At 43.6% G+C, this 15,084-nt stretch carries 14 protein-coding genes; 3 read left to right on the top strand and 11 right to left on the bottom strand.

The features are described 5' to 3' along the window. Positions 1-37: 37 nt before the first annotated feature. Entirely contained in the window at positions 38-1,600 is a 1,563-nt protein-coding gene (murJ, locus tag AB4167_RS20235) for a murein biosynthesis integral membrane protein MurJ (RefSeq protein ID WP_032545655.1), read from the bottom strand. 251 nt (positions 1,601-1,851) lie between these two features. Here murJ and rpsT point away from each other — a divergent pair, with 251 nt between their 5' ends. Further along, positions 1,852-2,112 (top strand): 30S ribosomal protein S20, encoded by a 261-nt coding sequence (gene rpsT, locus AB4167_RS20230; RefSeq protein WP_004739529.1) that lies wholly within the window; start codon positions 1,852-1,854, stop codon positions 2,110-2,112. Positions 2,113-2,405: 293 nt separating this feature from the next. Here the strand turns inward: rpsT and AB4167_RS20225 are convergent, their stop codons facing one another. Beyond that, complete coding sequence (locus AB4167_RS20225; protein ID WP_017062868.1) at positions 2,406-2,699, bottom strand: metalloregulator ArsR/SmtB family transcription factor; 294 nt, start codon at positions 2,697-2,699, stop codon at positions 2,406-2,408. 100 nt (positions 2,700-2,799) lie between these two features. Next, positions 2,800-3,690: a transcriptional activator NhaR gene (gene nhaR / locus AB4167_RS20220; RefSeq protein ID WP_017062869.1), complete on the bottom strand. Its 891-nt coding sequence runs from the start codon at positions 3,688-3,690 to the stop codon at positions 2,800-2,802. A 389-nt stretch (positions 3,691-4,079) separates the two neighbouring features. On the opposite strand from nhaR, the gene AB4167_RS20215 reads away from it, so the two are divergent. Next, positions 4,080-5,225 (top strand): Na/Pi symporter, encoded by a 1,146-nt coding sequence (locus tag AB4167_RS20215; protein ID WP_017059340.1) that lies wholly within the window; start codon positions 4,080-4,082, stop codon positions 5,223-5,225. A 259-nt stretch (positions 5,226-5,484) separates the two neighbouring features. Here the strand turns inward: AB4167_RS20215 and AB4167_RS20210 are convergent, their stop codons facing one another. The 5 genes from AB4167_RS20210 to rppH are packed head-to-tail and all read right to left on the bottom strand — an operon-like array spanning position 5,485 to position 10,795. Beyond that, positions 5,485-6,336, bottom strand: coding sequence for a thymidylate synthase (locus tag AB4167_RS20210; RefSeq protein WP_017059339.1), 852 nt, complete (start codon positions 6,334-6,336; stop codon positions 5,485-5,487). A 9-nt stretch (positions 6,337-6,345) separates the two neighbouring features. Further along, a complete protein-coding gene (lgt, locus tag AB4167_RS20205) occupies positions 6,346-7,167 on the bottom strand; it encodes a prolipoprotein diacylglyceryl transferase (RefSeq protein ID WP_017059338.1) in 822 nt (273 codons plus the stop codon). Positions 7,168-7,224: 57 nt separating this feature from the next. After that, positions 7,225-8,016 (bottom strand): sulfite exporter TauE/SafE family protein, encoded by a 792-nt coding sequence (locus AB4167_RS20200; protein WP_017059337.1) that lies wholly within the window; start codon positions 8,014-8,016, stop codon positions 7,225-7,227. 8 nt (positions 8,017-8,024) lie between these two features. Then, positions 8,025-10,274, bottom strand: coding sequence for a phosphoenolpyruvate--protein phosphotransferase (gene ptsP / locus AB4167_RS20195; protein WP_017059336.1), 2,250 nt, complete (start codon positions 10,272-10,274; stop codon positions 8,025-8,027). Between the two features lie 2 nt (positions 10,275-10,276). Continuing rightward, complete coding sequence (gene rppH, locus AB4167_RS20190) at positions 10,277-10,795, bottom strand: RNA pyrophosphohydrolase (protein WP_017059335.1); 519 nt, start codon at positions 10,793-10,795, stop codon at positions 10,277-10,279. Positions 10,796-11,411: 616 nt separating this feature from the next. Between rppH and mutH the strand changes: the two genes are divergently transcribed. Beyond that, positions 11,412-12,077, top strand: a complete 666-nt coding sequence (mutH, locus tag AB4167_RS20185; RefSeq protein WP_032546406.1) for a DNA mismatch repair endonuclease MutH — start codon at positions 11,412-11,414, stop codon at positions 12,075-12,077. Between the two features lie 88 nt (positions 12,078-12,165). Here mutH and AB4167_RS20180 read toward each other — a convergent pair whose 3' ends face one another. From AB4167_RS20180 to vpsR, 3 genes are all read right to left on the bottom strand, one after another. Then, positions 12,166-12,477 carry a DUF6482 family protein gene (locus AB4167_RS20180; protein WP_004735016.1) on the bottom strand — a complete coding sequence of 104 codons (312 nt, stop codon included), beginning with the start codon at positions 12,475-12,477 and terminating at the stop codon, positions 12,166-12,168. Positions 12,478-12,681: 204 nt separating this feature from the next. Beyond that, the gene (locus AB4167_RS20175) at positions 12,682-12,933 is read right to left on the bottom strand and encodes a hypothetical protein (RefSeq protein WP_017059332.1); all 252 of its coding nucleotides are present in this window, start codon (positions 12,931-12,933) and stop codon (positions 12,682-12,684) included. A 567-nt stretch (positions 12,934-13,500) separates the two neighbouring features. Then, positions 13,501-14,835 carry a cyclic-di-GMP-binding transcriptional regulator VpsR gene (gene vpsR / locus AB4167_RS20170; protein WP_372136946.1) on the bottom strand — a complete coding sequence of 445 codons (1,335 nt, stop codon included), beginning with the start codon at positions 14,833-14,835 and terminating at the stop codon, positions 13,501-13,503. Positions 14,836-15,084 lie beyond the last annotated feature (249 nt).

The following is a 15,084-nucleotide window of genomic DNA, read 5'->3' as shown; positions in this document are numbered from 1 at the left end:
TATTGTGTGAAACCGACGGATTATATACTAATCAGTATTAATCTGTCGCTGCTTTTAAATGTTTTACTCGGATACCTAAAATCAGTACCGAAACAATATAAACAAAGCCACCAAGTCCAATCAAGCCAGTTAATGTCAGCGCTCTCTGGCTAAAGCTCCATTCAAGCCAATGTTGCATATTATCCAGCTGCCATAAAATAGCCGCTACCATCACCACACCTGAGATAATTAATTTGGCACTGAACAACAAGGTTGTCTTAGTTAATTGATACACACCCGCAAGGTGCAATCCTCGATATAACAAGGCCATATTCACAAAGGCAGACAGTGCCGTCGCAATCGCCAAACCCACATAGCCATAAAAATAAGCAAAGATCGCGTTAAACACCATATTGGTCACCATAGCGATAATGCCGTACTTAACCGGTGTTTTGGTATCTTGGCGAGAGTAATAGCCCGGAGCTAAAACTTTAATCAGCATGAAATTAAGCAAGCCTGATGCGTAAGCTACCAATGACATCGATGCTTGCTGTACATCGTGTGGAGAGAACTCACCACGCATAAATAGCACCATCAACATGGGTTTAGCTAAAACGATAAGACCTAACATCGCAGGAATACCAAGCAGCAACACCATGCGCACGCCCCAATCCATGGTATGCGCGAACCCTTCCCCTTGAGCATCTACGTGTTTACGAGACAAAGCAGGAAGAATCACAGTCGCAATCGCGATACCGAATAAACCGAGAGGAAATTCAAGCAGTCGGTCTGAGTAGTACAACCAACTGATAGAGCCTGTTGCGAGGAAGCTGGCAATAAAGGTATCAAACAATAAGTTGATTTGGCTGACCGATACACCGAACAGAGCAGGGATCATTAATGTGCGGATCTTAACCACACCCGGGTCTCTCCATCCCCACTTCGGCTTAACCAACACACCCGCTTTGATCAAGAAAGGCATTTGGAAAAGGAATTGGACTAAGCCACCAAGAAACACACCAATAGCCAAACCAATTTCTGGTTGTTCTAAATTAGGTGAGATAAACCATGCAGCGCCTATGATCATCACGTTCAAGAACACAGGAGTAAAAGAAGAGACCGCAAATTTACCTAATGTATTAAGAATGGCACCAGATAAAGCGACGAAGGTGATAAACCATAAATAAGGAAAGGTAATCTTGAGCATAAAGCTCGCTAGCTCAAATTTGGGTGCTGATGGGCCATCATTTAGCCAGTCGATAAACCAACCCGCACCAAACATCGCGGTGATCACGCCAGAGCCCAATACCCCGATGACGGTGACAATAGAAACTAAAACCCCGAGCGTCCCCGACACCTTAGCAATTAAATCTCGTGTCTTATCTTTATCACCTGCGGCGTGATATTCCGTTAATACAGGAACAAACGCTTGAGAAAACGCACCTTCTGCAAAAAGTCGACGTAAGAAATTAGGAATTTTATTAGCGAAGAAAAATACGTCGGCACTCGCTCCTGCCCCCATCAAATTTGCTACTACTACATCACGTACTAGCCCCAATACACGGGAAACAAAAGTCATTGCGCTGACAATCAGGCCTGACTTTAATAGTCGTTTACTCACAGAAACCTCTGACACTGGTTGATTACTTTCAAGCGAGGATAAATACTATCCTGTCCTAAGAAGCATATTTATTAGCATTGGTCTAAAAATGCTGTTAGAATCCCCGCCATCTTAACCGCGATGACCTTTCCATACCAAAGTTTGTTTGGCTACGATTGGTTTTTGCACAAATCATTTGACAATTAAGCGCTAATGAGGGATAGTCCTCGCCCTTAAATTGTCACCGAACTAAGTTTTTGGGAGTTAGACCCTTGGCAAACAGTAAATCTGCTAAGAAGCGCGCTATCCAAGCTGAGAAACGTCGCCAGCACAATGCTAGCCGTCGTTCTATGATGCGCACTTACATGAAAAAGACTATCGCAGCTATCGCAGCTGGTGATAAAGAAGCTGCAACTGCTGCTCTTGTAGAAGTTACACCACTTCTTGACCGTATGGCGACTAAAGGCCTTATTCATAAGAATAAAGCTGCACGTCATAAGTCTCGTTTCGCTGCTGCAATCAAAGCTCTTTAATAGAAATTTGATTACAACGCAAAACGAAAAAAACCGGCCTAGGCCGGTTTTTTTATATCTAAATTTTGAGTAACGCTTTTATTTTACGTGCTAACAGCCGTTTTTCTGACCGATAAACAATTTAAGCAGATAGATAAAACAAACAATCAGAAAAATAAATAGAGAAGCAAATTGGTACGTAGATAGGTAGGTAGATAGGTAGATAGGTAAACACTAACGTTCAATGTGAAATGCTAACACTTCCTTGTGTCATTCTATCGCTGATAAGAAATCCCCCTCCCACCAGCAATAAGCTACTTGCAGTAAATACCATGCAGTAGGTTAATCATCGCTTTTACTTCTTCACTACTCAATGTGTAATACACAGTTTGAGCTTCTTTGCGAGTTTCGACCAAACCATCTCTTCTCAACCAAGCAAGATGTTGAGATAAAGCAGACTGACTCAGTTCCAACTTGCCGCACAACTCCCCAACCGACAGTTCAGTACCATGTAATAGGCATAAGATCTGTAAGCGACGCTCGTTGGCCATGGCTTTGAGTAGAATCACAGCTTGTGCTGAGTTCTTCTCCATATCTTTTAAGTTCATAGTTTGGCTCCCTACAACCTTTTCGCCAACTACGGGCTATCAGTATTTCCGGCATATTGCGGAGTTATGATAATCGATATCAATTCATTAACAAACTATCTCACTCGAACAATTTGCTAAAATCTGCGTCACATACGTTTTTAACTGCTGGATGTTGGATCATCCTCTCAGCAAATATGACGTAGTACTCCTCTTTTAACTCTTCAATACCGCCTAATAGTTGCAGTGATGTGTCGTCTTCCACTTCAGACATATAAAGCGTCGGTGCTAAAAATATTGCGTCATGATGGTAACGAGCAAAAGCCTTCATCAATGCGGCATCATCAAACTCACCTAAAATATCTGGCTTAAGCCCTTGTCTATCAAACCATTGCAGCACTTTACGACCCATTGAGGTTCGGCTGCCAGGGATCAAAAGCTTTCTTTGCTCCAATACAGCAGGGAAATTAACCCCTTCAACCTGACCTGAACTAAAAAAGCTCATTCCACTCTCACCCAGCTTTTTACTGAACAGGCCCGGGCTTTGACTAGAGTCCACCGGACAGTCAGACAAAATCATATCGAGCTTATGTTGAGAGAGTTGCTCAAGTAGCATTTCATGGGTCGATTCAAAACAGCGCAAGTGAATGCTGTTATCTGGAGGGATGGTCGACATCAGTATCTTACTGACGAGTCTTTTAGAGAGCGCATCCGCGACGCCAACATCAAACAGAATATTGGAATGCTGGCTGTAATTCACGATGTCCAGCATCTCGTAACTCAGGCCAAACATACGATCGGCATATTTAAAGACCAGTTGCCCAAGCTCTGTAGGCTCAACACTTCGGCCATTACGCTTGGTCAACTTGCCATCCATGCGTTCTTCTAAGGCTTTTATCTGCCCCGTTACCGTTTGTGGTGTTAGGAATAGGGCTTCTGCAGCTTTAGTAACAGAGCCTTGCTTGCAAACCATCCAGAAGTAATACAGATGGTTGTAGTTGAGATGCGACATAGATGTGCCGTAATAAAAGAATAGATACCCTTTTATATCAAATATGACACCGCCACTCAACAAACTCGGAAAAACCTAACCAAACATAGATTTACCACTTATTTTTTCGAAGTGTCTGATTTCATAATGTAATATTTCATCGATTATTTTCAATTTTTTTCTAACTTTTAAGATCTATATCACCTATAGAATTTCCATTAAAAAACAACTTAAAACAACAACTTAAAACAACCACATTAGCAATTGGAATATTTAAAGAGTAAATCATCACAAAAAAGTCGCACCTAAACCAAAATGTAATATTACTGAAATATTTCCCCTCTAACATCACGCTCAGATTAAACAAACAGACCAAACACAGACTTAAACGGTCCAATGGAGAAAACATTATGAACCAAGCTACTACTGCAGCAGCGCCTATCTCGAGCACTACTCGTTGGCTACGCTGGGCTAACTTGGCATTCATGCTTTACCTACTATTACTTTCAGTTTCAATGGTTGGTACAGGCTTCAAATGGGCAACAGGCGAGCAAGCAAAGGTTCTTTTCGAATTTGCTTCACACCCAGTTGCAGGCTTAATGATTGGTTTAGTAGCAACAGCGCTTATTCAATCATCAAGTACAGTTACTTCAATTATCGTTGGCCTTGTGGCAGGTGGTTTACCTGTTGAGCTAGCAATTCCTATGATCATGGGTGCTAACATTGGTACTACGGTAACCAATACGCTAGTTAGCCTTGGTCACGTTCGTTGTAAAGAAGAGTTCAAACGTGCATTCGCAAGTGCGACAATCCACGACTTCTTTAACCTATTAGCCGTTGCTATCTTCCTACCACTAGAGATGGCGTTTGGAATTCTAGAGAAAATTTCTCACTGGTTAGTATCACCGATGCTAGCAACAGGTGATATGAGCATGGGTGGTCTTAACTTCATCAAGCCAATCACTAAGCCTGTTGTAAGTGCGATTAAAGAACCACTATCAACGTTTGGCGACACTGTTGGCGGCATCATGCTTATCGCTCTAGGTATCGCAACTATCTTCGTAGCTATTACTGTAATGGGTAAGCTGATGAAGAGCCTAATGGTTGGTCGTGCTCGTGAGATTCTAAAGAACGCAATCGGTCGTGGTCCAATCCACGGTATCGCTTCTGGCTCTATCGTGACTATCCTTGTTCAGTCTTCTTCTACGACAACAAGCTTGATGGTTCCACTAGTAGGTTCAGGTGTTCTTAAAGTACGTGACGTTTACCCATTCACTCTGGGTGCAAACATCGGTACATGTATTACGGCTCTACTTGCAGCTACAGCAGTGTCTGGTGAGTTCGCAGTATTCGCACTACAAATTGCTCTAGTACACTTGGTGTTCAACATCATGTCAACGGTATTCATCTTCGGTATCCCGTTCCTACGTGAACTTCCAGTTAAAGCGGCAGACATGATTTCAGACATGGCTGTGAAGAACAAAGCTGTAGTGGCTGGTTACCTTGTTGCGGTATTCCTTGTACTGCCTGGTAGCGTGTTAGCTCTTACCGCTTAATAGCAAAATAAACATCGCTTATAGCAAAGCCCGCTACCTCCTAGGTTGCGGGCTTTTTCTTTTTAAGAGCAGATACGGGATTCGTGTAAGCGAGTATCGAAGAGAAAGAGCCAATGCGCGTTGAGAGTATACGAGTAACATAAAGCATCACACAGCATATGATTTCTCTGCTCTTCGAATCTCGATTACTCGTCACTGTAACTTAGATACAAAAAAGGCTGCACAGAGGCAGCCTTTCAATCAAACAAAGCGAGTGAGATTAAACCGAGAATGGGTACTTAATCGCTTCGTGGCATTCGTAACCTTCAACCCAGAAGTCATCCATCGTTACCCATGTTTCCAAATCTTCTAGAGACTTAATCTGAGGATTGATATGGAATGTTGGGCCAGCTAACGGCTCACGCTTTAACTGGATATCACGCATAGGTGCAAGTTGATCTTCGTAAATATGAGCATTTACTAGCTTATGGTAAGCCACGCCAGCTTTCTTACCCGTGATTTGCGCCATGATAGCTAGGAAGACATACACTTGAACCATGTTGAAGTTCAGGCCTAGGGGTACATCGCAAGAGCGCTGAGTGCTATTTAGGTACAGAGTATCACCAAGTAGTGAGAAGTGATGGCTGTACATACACGGACGCAAACATCCCATGTGGAACTCACCAGGGTTGTAGAAGTTTAAGATCTCGCCGCGGTCATCAATACCGTTAGTTAGATCATCAACAATCTTCTTCAGTTGGTCGATATGACCGCCGTCAGGTTTTGCCCATGCACGTCCTTGAACGCCATAAACACGGCCCATGTCATCTTCACCCTTGCGGTAAGGGTTATTCAGCCATGCTTCATTCAGGTTAGAATTCGCATCCCAAGTTTTAGTCCCTAGCTTACGAAAATCTTCAGCATTGTCGTAACCACGGATATAGCCAAGCAGCTCAGCAACTGCGGCTTTCCAAAAACTCTTACGCGTTGTTACCAGTGGGAATTGGTTATTACCAACATCATATTCAAGGTCAGCATTGATCACGGTTAGGCAACGCTTGCCCGTGCGTTCATTTTCAATCCAAGTACCGTCATCAACGATACGCTGACAGAGATCTAAATACTGTTTCACACCAATTCCTTACTTCGTTTGTTGTGGTAATTCGTCTTTGTAGTGACCACGCTTGTATGCCCACACCATCATCAGCACACCGATGATAACCATTGGCAGTGACAAAATTTGTCCCATAGAGATAAATCCACCGAACAAACCTAGGTGAGCATCAGGTTCACGTACGTATTCTACTAAGAAGCGGAATGTACCATATCCAGCTAGGAATAACCCTGATACAGAACCAAGAGGACGCGGCTTTTTGATAAACCAGTTCAAGATGAAGAACAGCACGATACCTTCAAGCGCCATCTCGTAAAGTTGAGATGGGTGACGAGGAAGTGGACCACCGTTAGGGAACACAATCGCCCATGGCACATCAGTCACACGGCCCCAAAGCTCGCTGTTCATGAAGTTACCTAGACGGCCCATACCTAAACCAAATGGGACGAGTGGTGCAATCATGTCTGCCACGCCAAAGAAGGTGCGACCATTCTTTTTCGCATACCAGAACATTGCGGTGATAACACCCAGCAAGCCACCGTGGAAAGACATACCGCCAGTCCATACCTTAAATAGGTACAGTGGGTCTGCTAGGAAAAGGTCAAAGTTGTAGAAAAGTACGTAGCCAATACGACCACCCAACACCACACCTAGAAAGCCAGCAAACAGTAAGTCTGATACTTGCTCTCGAGTCCAACCACTACCCGGTTGATCAGCTCGGCGATTTGCTAACCAAAGAGCAAACATAAAACCGACAAGGTACATTAGGCCGTACCAACGAACTGAGATTGGTCCTAGTTCAATAAGAACAGGATCGATATTTGGGAATTCGATAAAACCCTGAGACATACTTGGCTCTCTATCTAAATTGATTAACGGTTAGCTCAATGACTAACAGAAAAGACACTACAGCAGCATTGTGGCTGCTATAAACATTAAAAATACCGCAAAGAATTTCTTCAGCACAGGGGTTGGCAATTGAGTGGCCAGTTTCGCACCCACTCGAGTGGTCAAAACTGAGGTACAAGATATCGCGATCAAAGCCGGTAGATAAACATAACCCAAGCTATACGCAGGAAGATCATCGACAGAAGATCCATGCCAAATGAAACCTAGCATTCCCGAAATCGCGATAACACAACCGCATACCGAAGATGAGCCGACGGCTTTACGCATTTCCACACCGTGATGGTTAAGGAAAGGTACCGATAAAGACCCACCGCCAATGCCCGCTAAGCTTGATACCAAACCAATCCCGCCGCCACACAACACGGTTTTAGCTGAACCCGGCATCGATTTTTGGCTCTTGGAGCGAATCGACAATAGCATTTGCAACGCCAACACCAAAACAATCACACCAAAGACTTTTGGTAAGTATTGAGCTGGAATTACATCGGCCACGAAAGAGCCGAGGAAGCCACCTATCACCACACCTGGCATCAACCATTTAACGACAAACATCTCTACGTTACCCAACTTTAGATGGTTAATCGCAGACGATCCCGACGTAACGATGATGGTTGATAGCGAAGTAGCCAATGCCATTTGCATCGCAAACTCTTGGGGGATACCCGCTTTAGGAAGCAAAAACAGTAAGGCAGGAACAACCAGCAAACCACCACCAATGCCTAGCAAGCCTGCTAAAACACCAACAATAGCACCAAGGCCCGCTAACAAGCCTATCAGTTCATATGACACGTTAAATCCTATTTTTTACCTGCTCGAATGAAGCCTGTAAATTCACGCTCTTCGAAATAGTTCAGCATCATACTATAGATGTCACTACCATACGGTTTTGAAAGTGCCTTATTTGCCAAATCCTGTAATTCAGCCAAGTTCGATTGACGAATCAAATATTTGGTTCTTGCGACATTCGAGGTATTCATACTTAACGTCTCATACCCCAATCCAATCAATAGCAGCGCGCCCATCGGGTCACCGGCTAACTCGCCACAAATACAAACAGGTAATTGATATTGCTTACAAGTATCATGAATTTGTTTTAATGCCATGATCACCGCAGGGTGCATTGATTCATAGACATCGGATACTCGTGAATTGTTCCGATCAACCGCTAATAAATATTGGGTTAAGTCGTTGGTACCGACTGAAACAAAGTCGACCTTATGCGCAATCAGCGGCAGTATGTACAGCATGGATGGCACTTCAATCATGATACCAACGCGAGGCATACGCACTCGGTTATCAAGCTCATGCACTTCATCATACGCTTGTTCAATCAACTGTAGCGCGTCATCCAACTCCTGTGCACCAGAGATCATCGGCAGCAAAATACTCAAGTTATGGCTTTCACAGCTCGCACGTAGCATGGCACGTAACTGAATAATAAAGATGTCAGGATGATCGAGCGTAAACCGAATACCACGCCAACCAAGGAATGGATTGTCCTCTTCGATAGGAAAATACGGTAAGGCCTTATCACCACCGATATCGAGTGTACGCATCACCACTTGTTTCTCTGGGTAGCTTGCCAGTACAGAACGATACTGCTTGAATTGTTCATCCTCTGACGGGAATCTTTGCTGCAACAAGAAAGAAATTTCAGTTCGATACAGCCCTACGCCATCAACGCCTTGGTTGATAGCGATGTTAGTGTCTGCACTTAAACCCGCATTAAGCAGAATCTCGACTTGCTTGTTGTCTTGCGTTTTTGCCGGTAGGTACAGCTCGCGATTGACCATAGAGGAGAGCTCACTCTCTTCTAGAATCAGCCCTCGATACTCTTTGAGCAGGCTTTTAGTCGGCTCAATAAAGATCTCACCGCTATACCCATCAACAATCGCTCGCTTGCCATTAGCTTGAGCTAGGTTGAGGTTTACCCCCATGACGGAAGGTATGCCAAGCGCTCGAGATAAAATCGCTGCGTGCGAGTTCGCCGCCCCTTCCAAGGAAATCACCGCTAAGAGCTTTTCTTTGGGAATAGACGCTAATACCGAAGCGGTTAACTCACGAACCACTAGGATAATCGGCTTATCTAACGTGCGAAGTTCATGTTCAGAGTTGTGGAGGAAATAGAGCAGCCTTTGTCCGAGCTCTCGGATGTCTTGTGCTCTCTCACGAAGATACACGTCCGACATACGAGCAAAGCGATTAGAATAACTCTCTACAACCTGTCTTAGTGCCCAATCGGCTTTATCGCCTTTCTGGATTTGGCTTTTTAGATCCTTACGCAGCATAGGATCGTTGAGTAAGTGAGTAAACAGGTCAAAGATCGCCAACGCATCTTTATTGATTTCGCTATCTAAGCGCTTTCGCATGCGCTTAAAGTCATTGAGGGCGTTTTCAACCGCTACCGCCAACAACTCATGCTCTCTCTCTATATTGAGCGTCGAAGCAGGATAAACATCGGTGAGTTCAGGCTGAGTGTTGTCCCACCATAAGTCACCAATCGCCACGCCCGATGAAGCTGCAATACCTTTAGTAGCCGGTAGCTTCTGTTGCTCTAACAGCCAATGGCCTTGAGTTTGGGCGTGCGCCACAATAACGGCAAGTTGTGCAGAGAGCGTGACAAGGAAGGATTCTTCCATCTCACTAAATAAACGTGGGGTCTTCTGTTGAATGACCAATACACCGAGCACTTGCTTGCGGTGGATAATCGGAGTACCGAGAAAAGAGTGATAGACGTTTTCTCCAAGCTCTGGAAAAAACTTATAAGCAGGGTGAGCAGACGCTTGTGCAAGGTTGATAGGTTCAGCACTTCTTTTAACAAGGCCAACCAGACCTTCGTCAAAACCAATGTGAATGCTATTGCCTTTGAAGATCAGGCCTTGAGTTGCCATCAACTCAAGGCGCTGCATATCATTATTTGCCAAATACACGGTGCAACATTCCGTCTGCATCGCACTGCATGTCTCTTTAACCAAAATATCAAGAGCCGTCGACACATCTTCAACTCTTGATACGTGTTCAACTATTTCCCTTAGTTGACTGAGCATGCTTAACCTCTACGCAATTTGCGCTTTCCTTTTATTTTTCGCTCTTTAAACGGCATTGCTAAAGATGCGAACTCTTTCATCGCTCGACGGTAAACATCTCGCTTGAAAGAAACAACTTGTCGAACTGGGTACCAGTAACTCACCCAACGCCAACCATCAAACTCAGGTGTACTTCCACGCTGCATATTGATATGCGATTCATCGCAATCTAAGCGCAAAAGGAACCACTTCTGTTTTTGTCCAATACAGACAGGTTTAGAATCCCACCGAACCAGTCGTTTGGGTAGCTTGTAGCGTAACCAATGACGACTTGTCGCGACGATCTTTACATCCTTTTTAGTAAGGCCAACCTCTTCATACAACTCGCGGTACATTGCCTGTTCCGGAGTCTCACCTTCATCTATTCCCCCTTGAGGGAATTGCCATGAATGTTGCCCGTATCGTTTAGCCCAGAAGACCTGACCATGGTTGTTACAGATTACAATACCAACATTTAATCGGTAACCATCGCCATCTATCACTGGCCAACCTCTATCTAAATTTTTAATTACTCTGATTTTTCCACATATCCCCAATCGGAGCAAACTTAGTGACGTGATAAGCGCTATATTTATGAATAATAACTAGGAATATGGATAAGTTTTGCTCAAATTCTAGTTACCCACACAATAGTGAGACATAGACCACATTTATTCACCTTTTCTGTGAATAACTATGTGAAGAATTACCCGCAATCGTTTTTTTTAATCCATAGATTCATCAACACCAAAAACAACAAATCAGTCAAAATAATTTTATTATTATATAAATCAGCAAATTAAAATAACATTCTAGTTTTAAAAAACATTAGAAATGTAAAAGATCTTTCAGAAACCTGACATGGTTAAAGATCAACCACTCCGATGTTTATCCACACTACTAAGTGAAAGATTCATTTTGAACCCCATTTGGCAAGCATTTTATCCACCATAAACCCCTGTTTATTTATCCACTAAATTAATATTTCAATTAATTACCTTTATGTCCTGTGGATAACCCTGAGTTTGATCCCTTTTCTCGCAAGGAGATCATTTCTTAACCAGTCGTCATATGGTGATAACTTCTGATAAAATCATTTTTTTGATCATGCCTTTTATTATGAAACCAGAACCACAAACACAACAAGAGCTGTTAGAGCGCGCGTATGCCATCGCCGGAATGACCTTTAAAGAGCTCGCTGACGAAGCTGAGATGGTGATGCCAAACGACCTTAAGCGTGATAAAGGCTGGGTTGGGCAGCTATTGGAATGGCACTTGGGTGCACCTGCAGGCAGTAAGCCAGAACAAGATTTTGCCAAGCTCGGTATCGAGCTAAAAAGCATTCCGATTAGCTACTCTGGCAAGCCACTCGAAACCACCTTTGTGTGTGTTGCTCCTTTGATGGGTGTGCAAGGCATAACTTGGGAAACCAGCCACGTTCGAAACAAGCTGTCTAAGGTGTTGTGGATCCCTGTCGAGGGAGAAAGAGAGATCCCGCTAGCAGAGAGGCATGTAGGATCCCCATTATTATGGACACCTAGCCAAGCTGAAGACGAACTCTTGAAGCGAGATTGGGAAGAACTGATGGAGTTGATCGTTTTAGGCAATGTTGAACAGATAACAGCAAGACACGGTGAAGCACTGCATTTACGTCCGAAGGCTGCTAACAGTCGTGTGTTAACGGAAGCTTACGGTGCAAGCGGAAAACCTATCAAAACTAAACCACGTGGTTTCTATCTGCGAACTCAATTCACCCATAAATTACTGACAACACATTACGCATAGATCGTTTAATCGAGCCTCGATAGCCAAAACTATCAGTGCGTTAAAAAACAGTCTGGAATTAGAATCAATATCTCGCTACCAACGCCTCTTAATGAGGTTTGAGCGCCAGTTCAATATCACAGTAGCTTTGGCTTGGCTCATTACCAAACTCATCATAGGCGTTGTGTAAGCGAAGATACGCCTTTTCAAAGCCGAGCCGGAGTAACTCCTCTTTCACTTGATCCAAGGATCCAAAGTGAAGCGGCTCGCCGTCTTGCTTTACCGGTTCTAGCTTATGTTTGTACTCCACCGCCAATAGATATTCTGAAATATCAGAACAGCCAATAACGTACACTTTGGGTGTTTGATAAGAGTCTTTGTGCTCTCCATGTAACCACATGTCTAACTGATGCTTTTGCATAACCGGCCTCCCTTGCTCTCTATAGCTTAGTAGAACTCTATTTCTTTACTAGGGCACGTTGATTTTTCTCGATTAAAAAAGCAAAAAAGAGAAGCAAGCGCTTCTCTTTTTTGGCCAGTTCTAGTTCAAAAGTTTGCACTTTCGACGCCATAACTATCACTGTTAATTATCTTAGGGGTTGAAAGGTGCTATCAACCCCGCAGATTACGTCGGTATTCGCGCACTTAAGACACGACGAAGGTGACGTACTCGACGTTCAATCGTGACGACTTCTGGTTCAGAAAAACCAATCGGTCGACCGTCAGCTTCAAGACCAATATCTCTTAATAAGTGAGTATTGTTCCATGGCAGCTCATATGAACTACGACGAACTTTTCGTTGCCATTCGCGCTCTTCACGACGAAGATCGGCACGGATAAGGACTGTTGCTAATTTTAAATATACTGAGTGACGCATAATAACTCTCCAGTTGTTGAATCAACTGAGGAAAAATAGCGTGTTAGATAGTATGAGGGCTTCTCACTTAGCTGCTATTTTTCCGCAGCCAAATAAGGGTACGGATCTATTAGTTAGGTTTATCTTGGGTGTTTCGATCGGCTATGGCTGATGTGAGTGACATATCAGTCACCATGTCAGTACACGGCTCAAACGACGCGCAAATATGCTGTATAAAATCGAAATGTTTCATTTGCGCCTCCAAGCTAACTAAAAAATCCAAAAAAAATGGGGAAGTAAAAGCAGACAAGTCTTTGTTAAATCGTTGCTTTAACGGTTAAAGTCTAACCAAGTGAGTATATTATTCAACCGCTAATTGATTAACATTTTTAAAACAATGCATTCGCCTAAAATATCAGTTGCATATTCATTTACATATAACATATTCACTATGCTTATATAAAATCACAGCATATCTCTCTTAGGGTCTAACTAGAAAACAACGGACTACCCTTCAGAAACAAAAAAGCCACGTAGATACGTGGCCTTTAATTTACGGTGACTGAATAAAGTCATGTAGAGAAGAGTCTAAACAACACCTTCAGAGATTAGGCTGTGTTTATTCAGCAAGCGGTACATCGTCGCTCGTGATACACCGAGCTCCTTAGCCGCCAATGAAACCTGACCACCGTAAGATTCCAATACAATCAGTAACGCATCGCGCTCTGAGCGCTCTCGAATACTCTTCAAGCTTCGGCGTTCATCATTCTGTTTTGGTAAATCCAGTTGTTGATCGTCAATGATCACCGCATCCGACATCAGCACGACACGCTTAATTTGATTCATCAACTCACGCACATTGCCCGGCCAGTGATAACGATTCATCGAGCGGATAGCATCGTCTGAGAAGCTCTTCGCTTGAGCATTAAACTCTTTCGAGTACTCACGCAGAAAATGATTCGCCAATACTGAAATATCGCTCACACGTTCTTTTAAGCTTGGAACATGAATACGCAGAACATTGATATAGTGATAAAGCTCTTCATTGAAGTCGCCCTCGATCAACGCCTTCTCGATATCAGAGGAGTTCGCGGCCAGAATACGCACATCGACAGATTTAGGTCCATTCGCAGTTTCAATCTTACCTTCTTGTAGAAAGCGCAACAGGTTCAGTTGTTGATTGCGTGGCATCGCTAAAACATCATTAAGCAAGATGGTTCCGCCATCGGCTTCTTCCAACATACAAGGCGCAGTCGCTGACTGTGCTGATATGCCAAACACCTCGGCCTCTATTCTCATTTCAGACAAGGCACGACAGTTAACCGTTAAAAATGGTTTCTGTGCTCGCGACGAATTTTGATGAATCGAGCGTGCAATCGTCTCTTTACCAGCCCCACTCTCGCCATAAATCAAGATACTGACATCAGTCGGCCCAATACGCTTTACTTGGTCTCTCAAGCGCTTCACGGCCACAGAATCGCCTAGCAGTCCCATGTTGTTATTGATGCCGTAGTTTGGCCATACCTTCTGCTCAAGCTTAAGCATACCCAGTTGGTGACCAATGGTACTCAGCAATTGAGCATCTGGGATTGGTGCCGTGAAAAAGTCGATACAGAAGTTGACGATAAACTGGCAGATCGTATCAGAGCTTAATTGAGATTCACGGATAAAGGCGAGCCATCTCACCTGCTTGTTATTGCTCACAAGGTTAGCAATACCGTTGAGACTGAACTCATCATGACTAAGATCGACAATACCAATACATGGGCCAATATCAGCAATCAAGGCATCGGCTTTTCGTAAATCTGCACACTGGGTACACTGCCAACCCACTTGTTCTAACACTGATAACCAGGGTTCGTACGCACCACCAACGACGATAAGAGAACCTGGTAAGGAATCCATCTTAAATTGAGTTCCCATCCTTCTTCCTTATTCTATTTTTATTTAAATCAGACTAATACGAGTCACTGCTTCATCGTTCGACAAAATGCCGCGAGAGCGTATTCAGCGCAGAGACGTATAGTAGTGAGACTATCTTAGATTTTATGTCTCAATAGTAAGACTATGTCAGAAATAACGATTTTTCGAATCAAGAGTGCGGTACAGACTAGGTTTTGAAGCCCCAAAACAGAAAAAGCCACTCTTCAGTGTAATGCCGTTCACTTAAGA

It is taken from the genome of Vibrio sp. 10N.286.49.E11 (assembly GCF_041469505.1).
GTDB classification, from domain to species: domain Bacteria; phylum Pseudomonadota; class Gammaproteobacteria; order Enterobacterales; family Vibrionaceae; genus Vibrio; species Vibrio crassostreae_C.
This window is presented reverse-complemented; position numbering and strand designations above follow the sequence as displayed.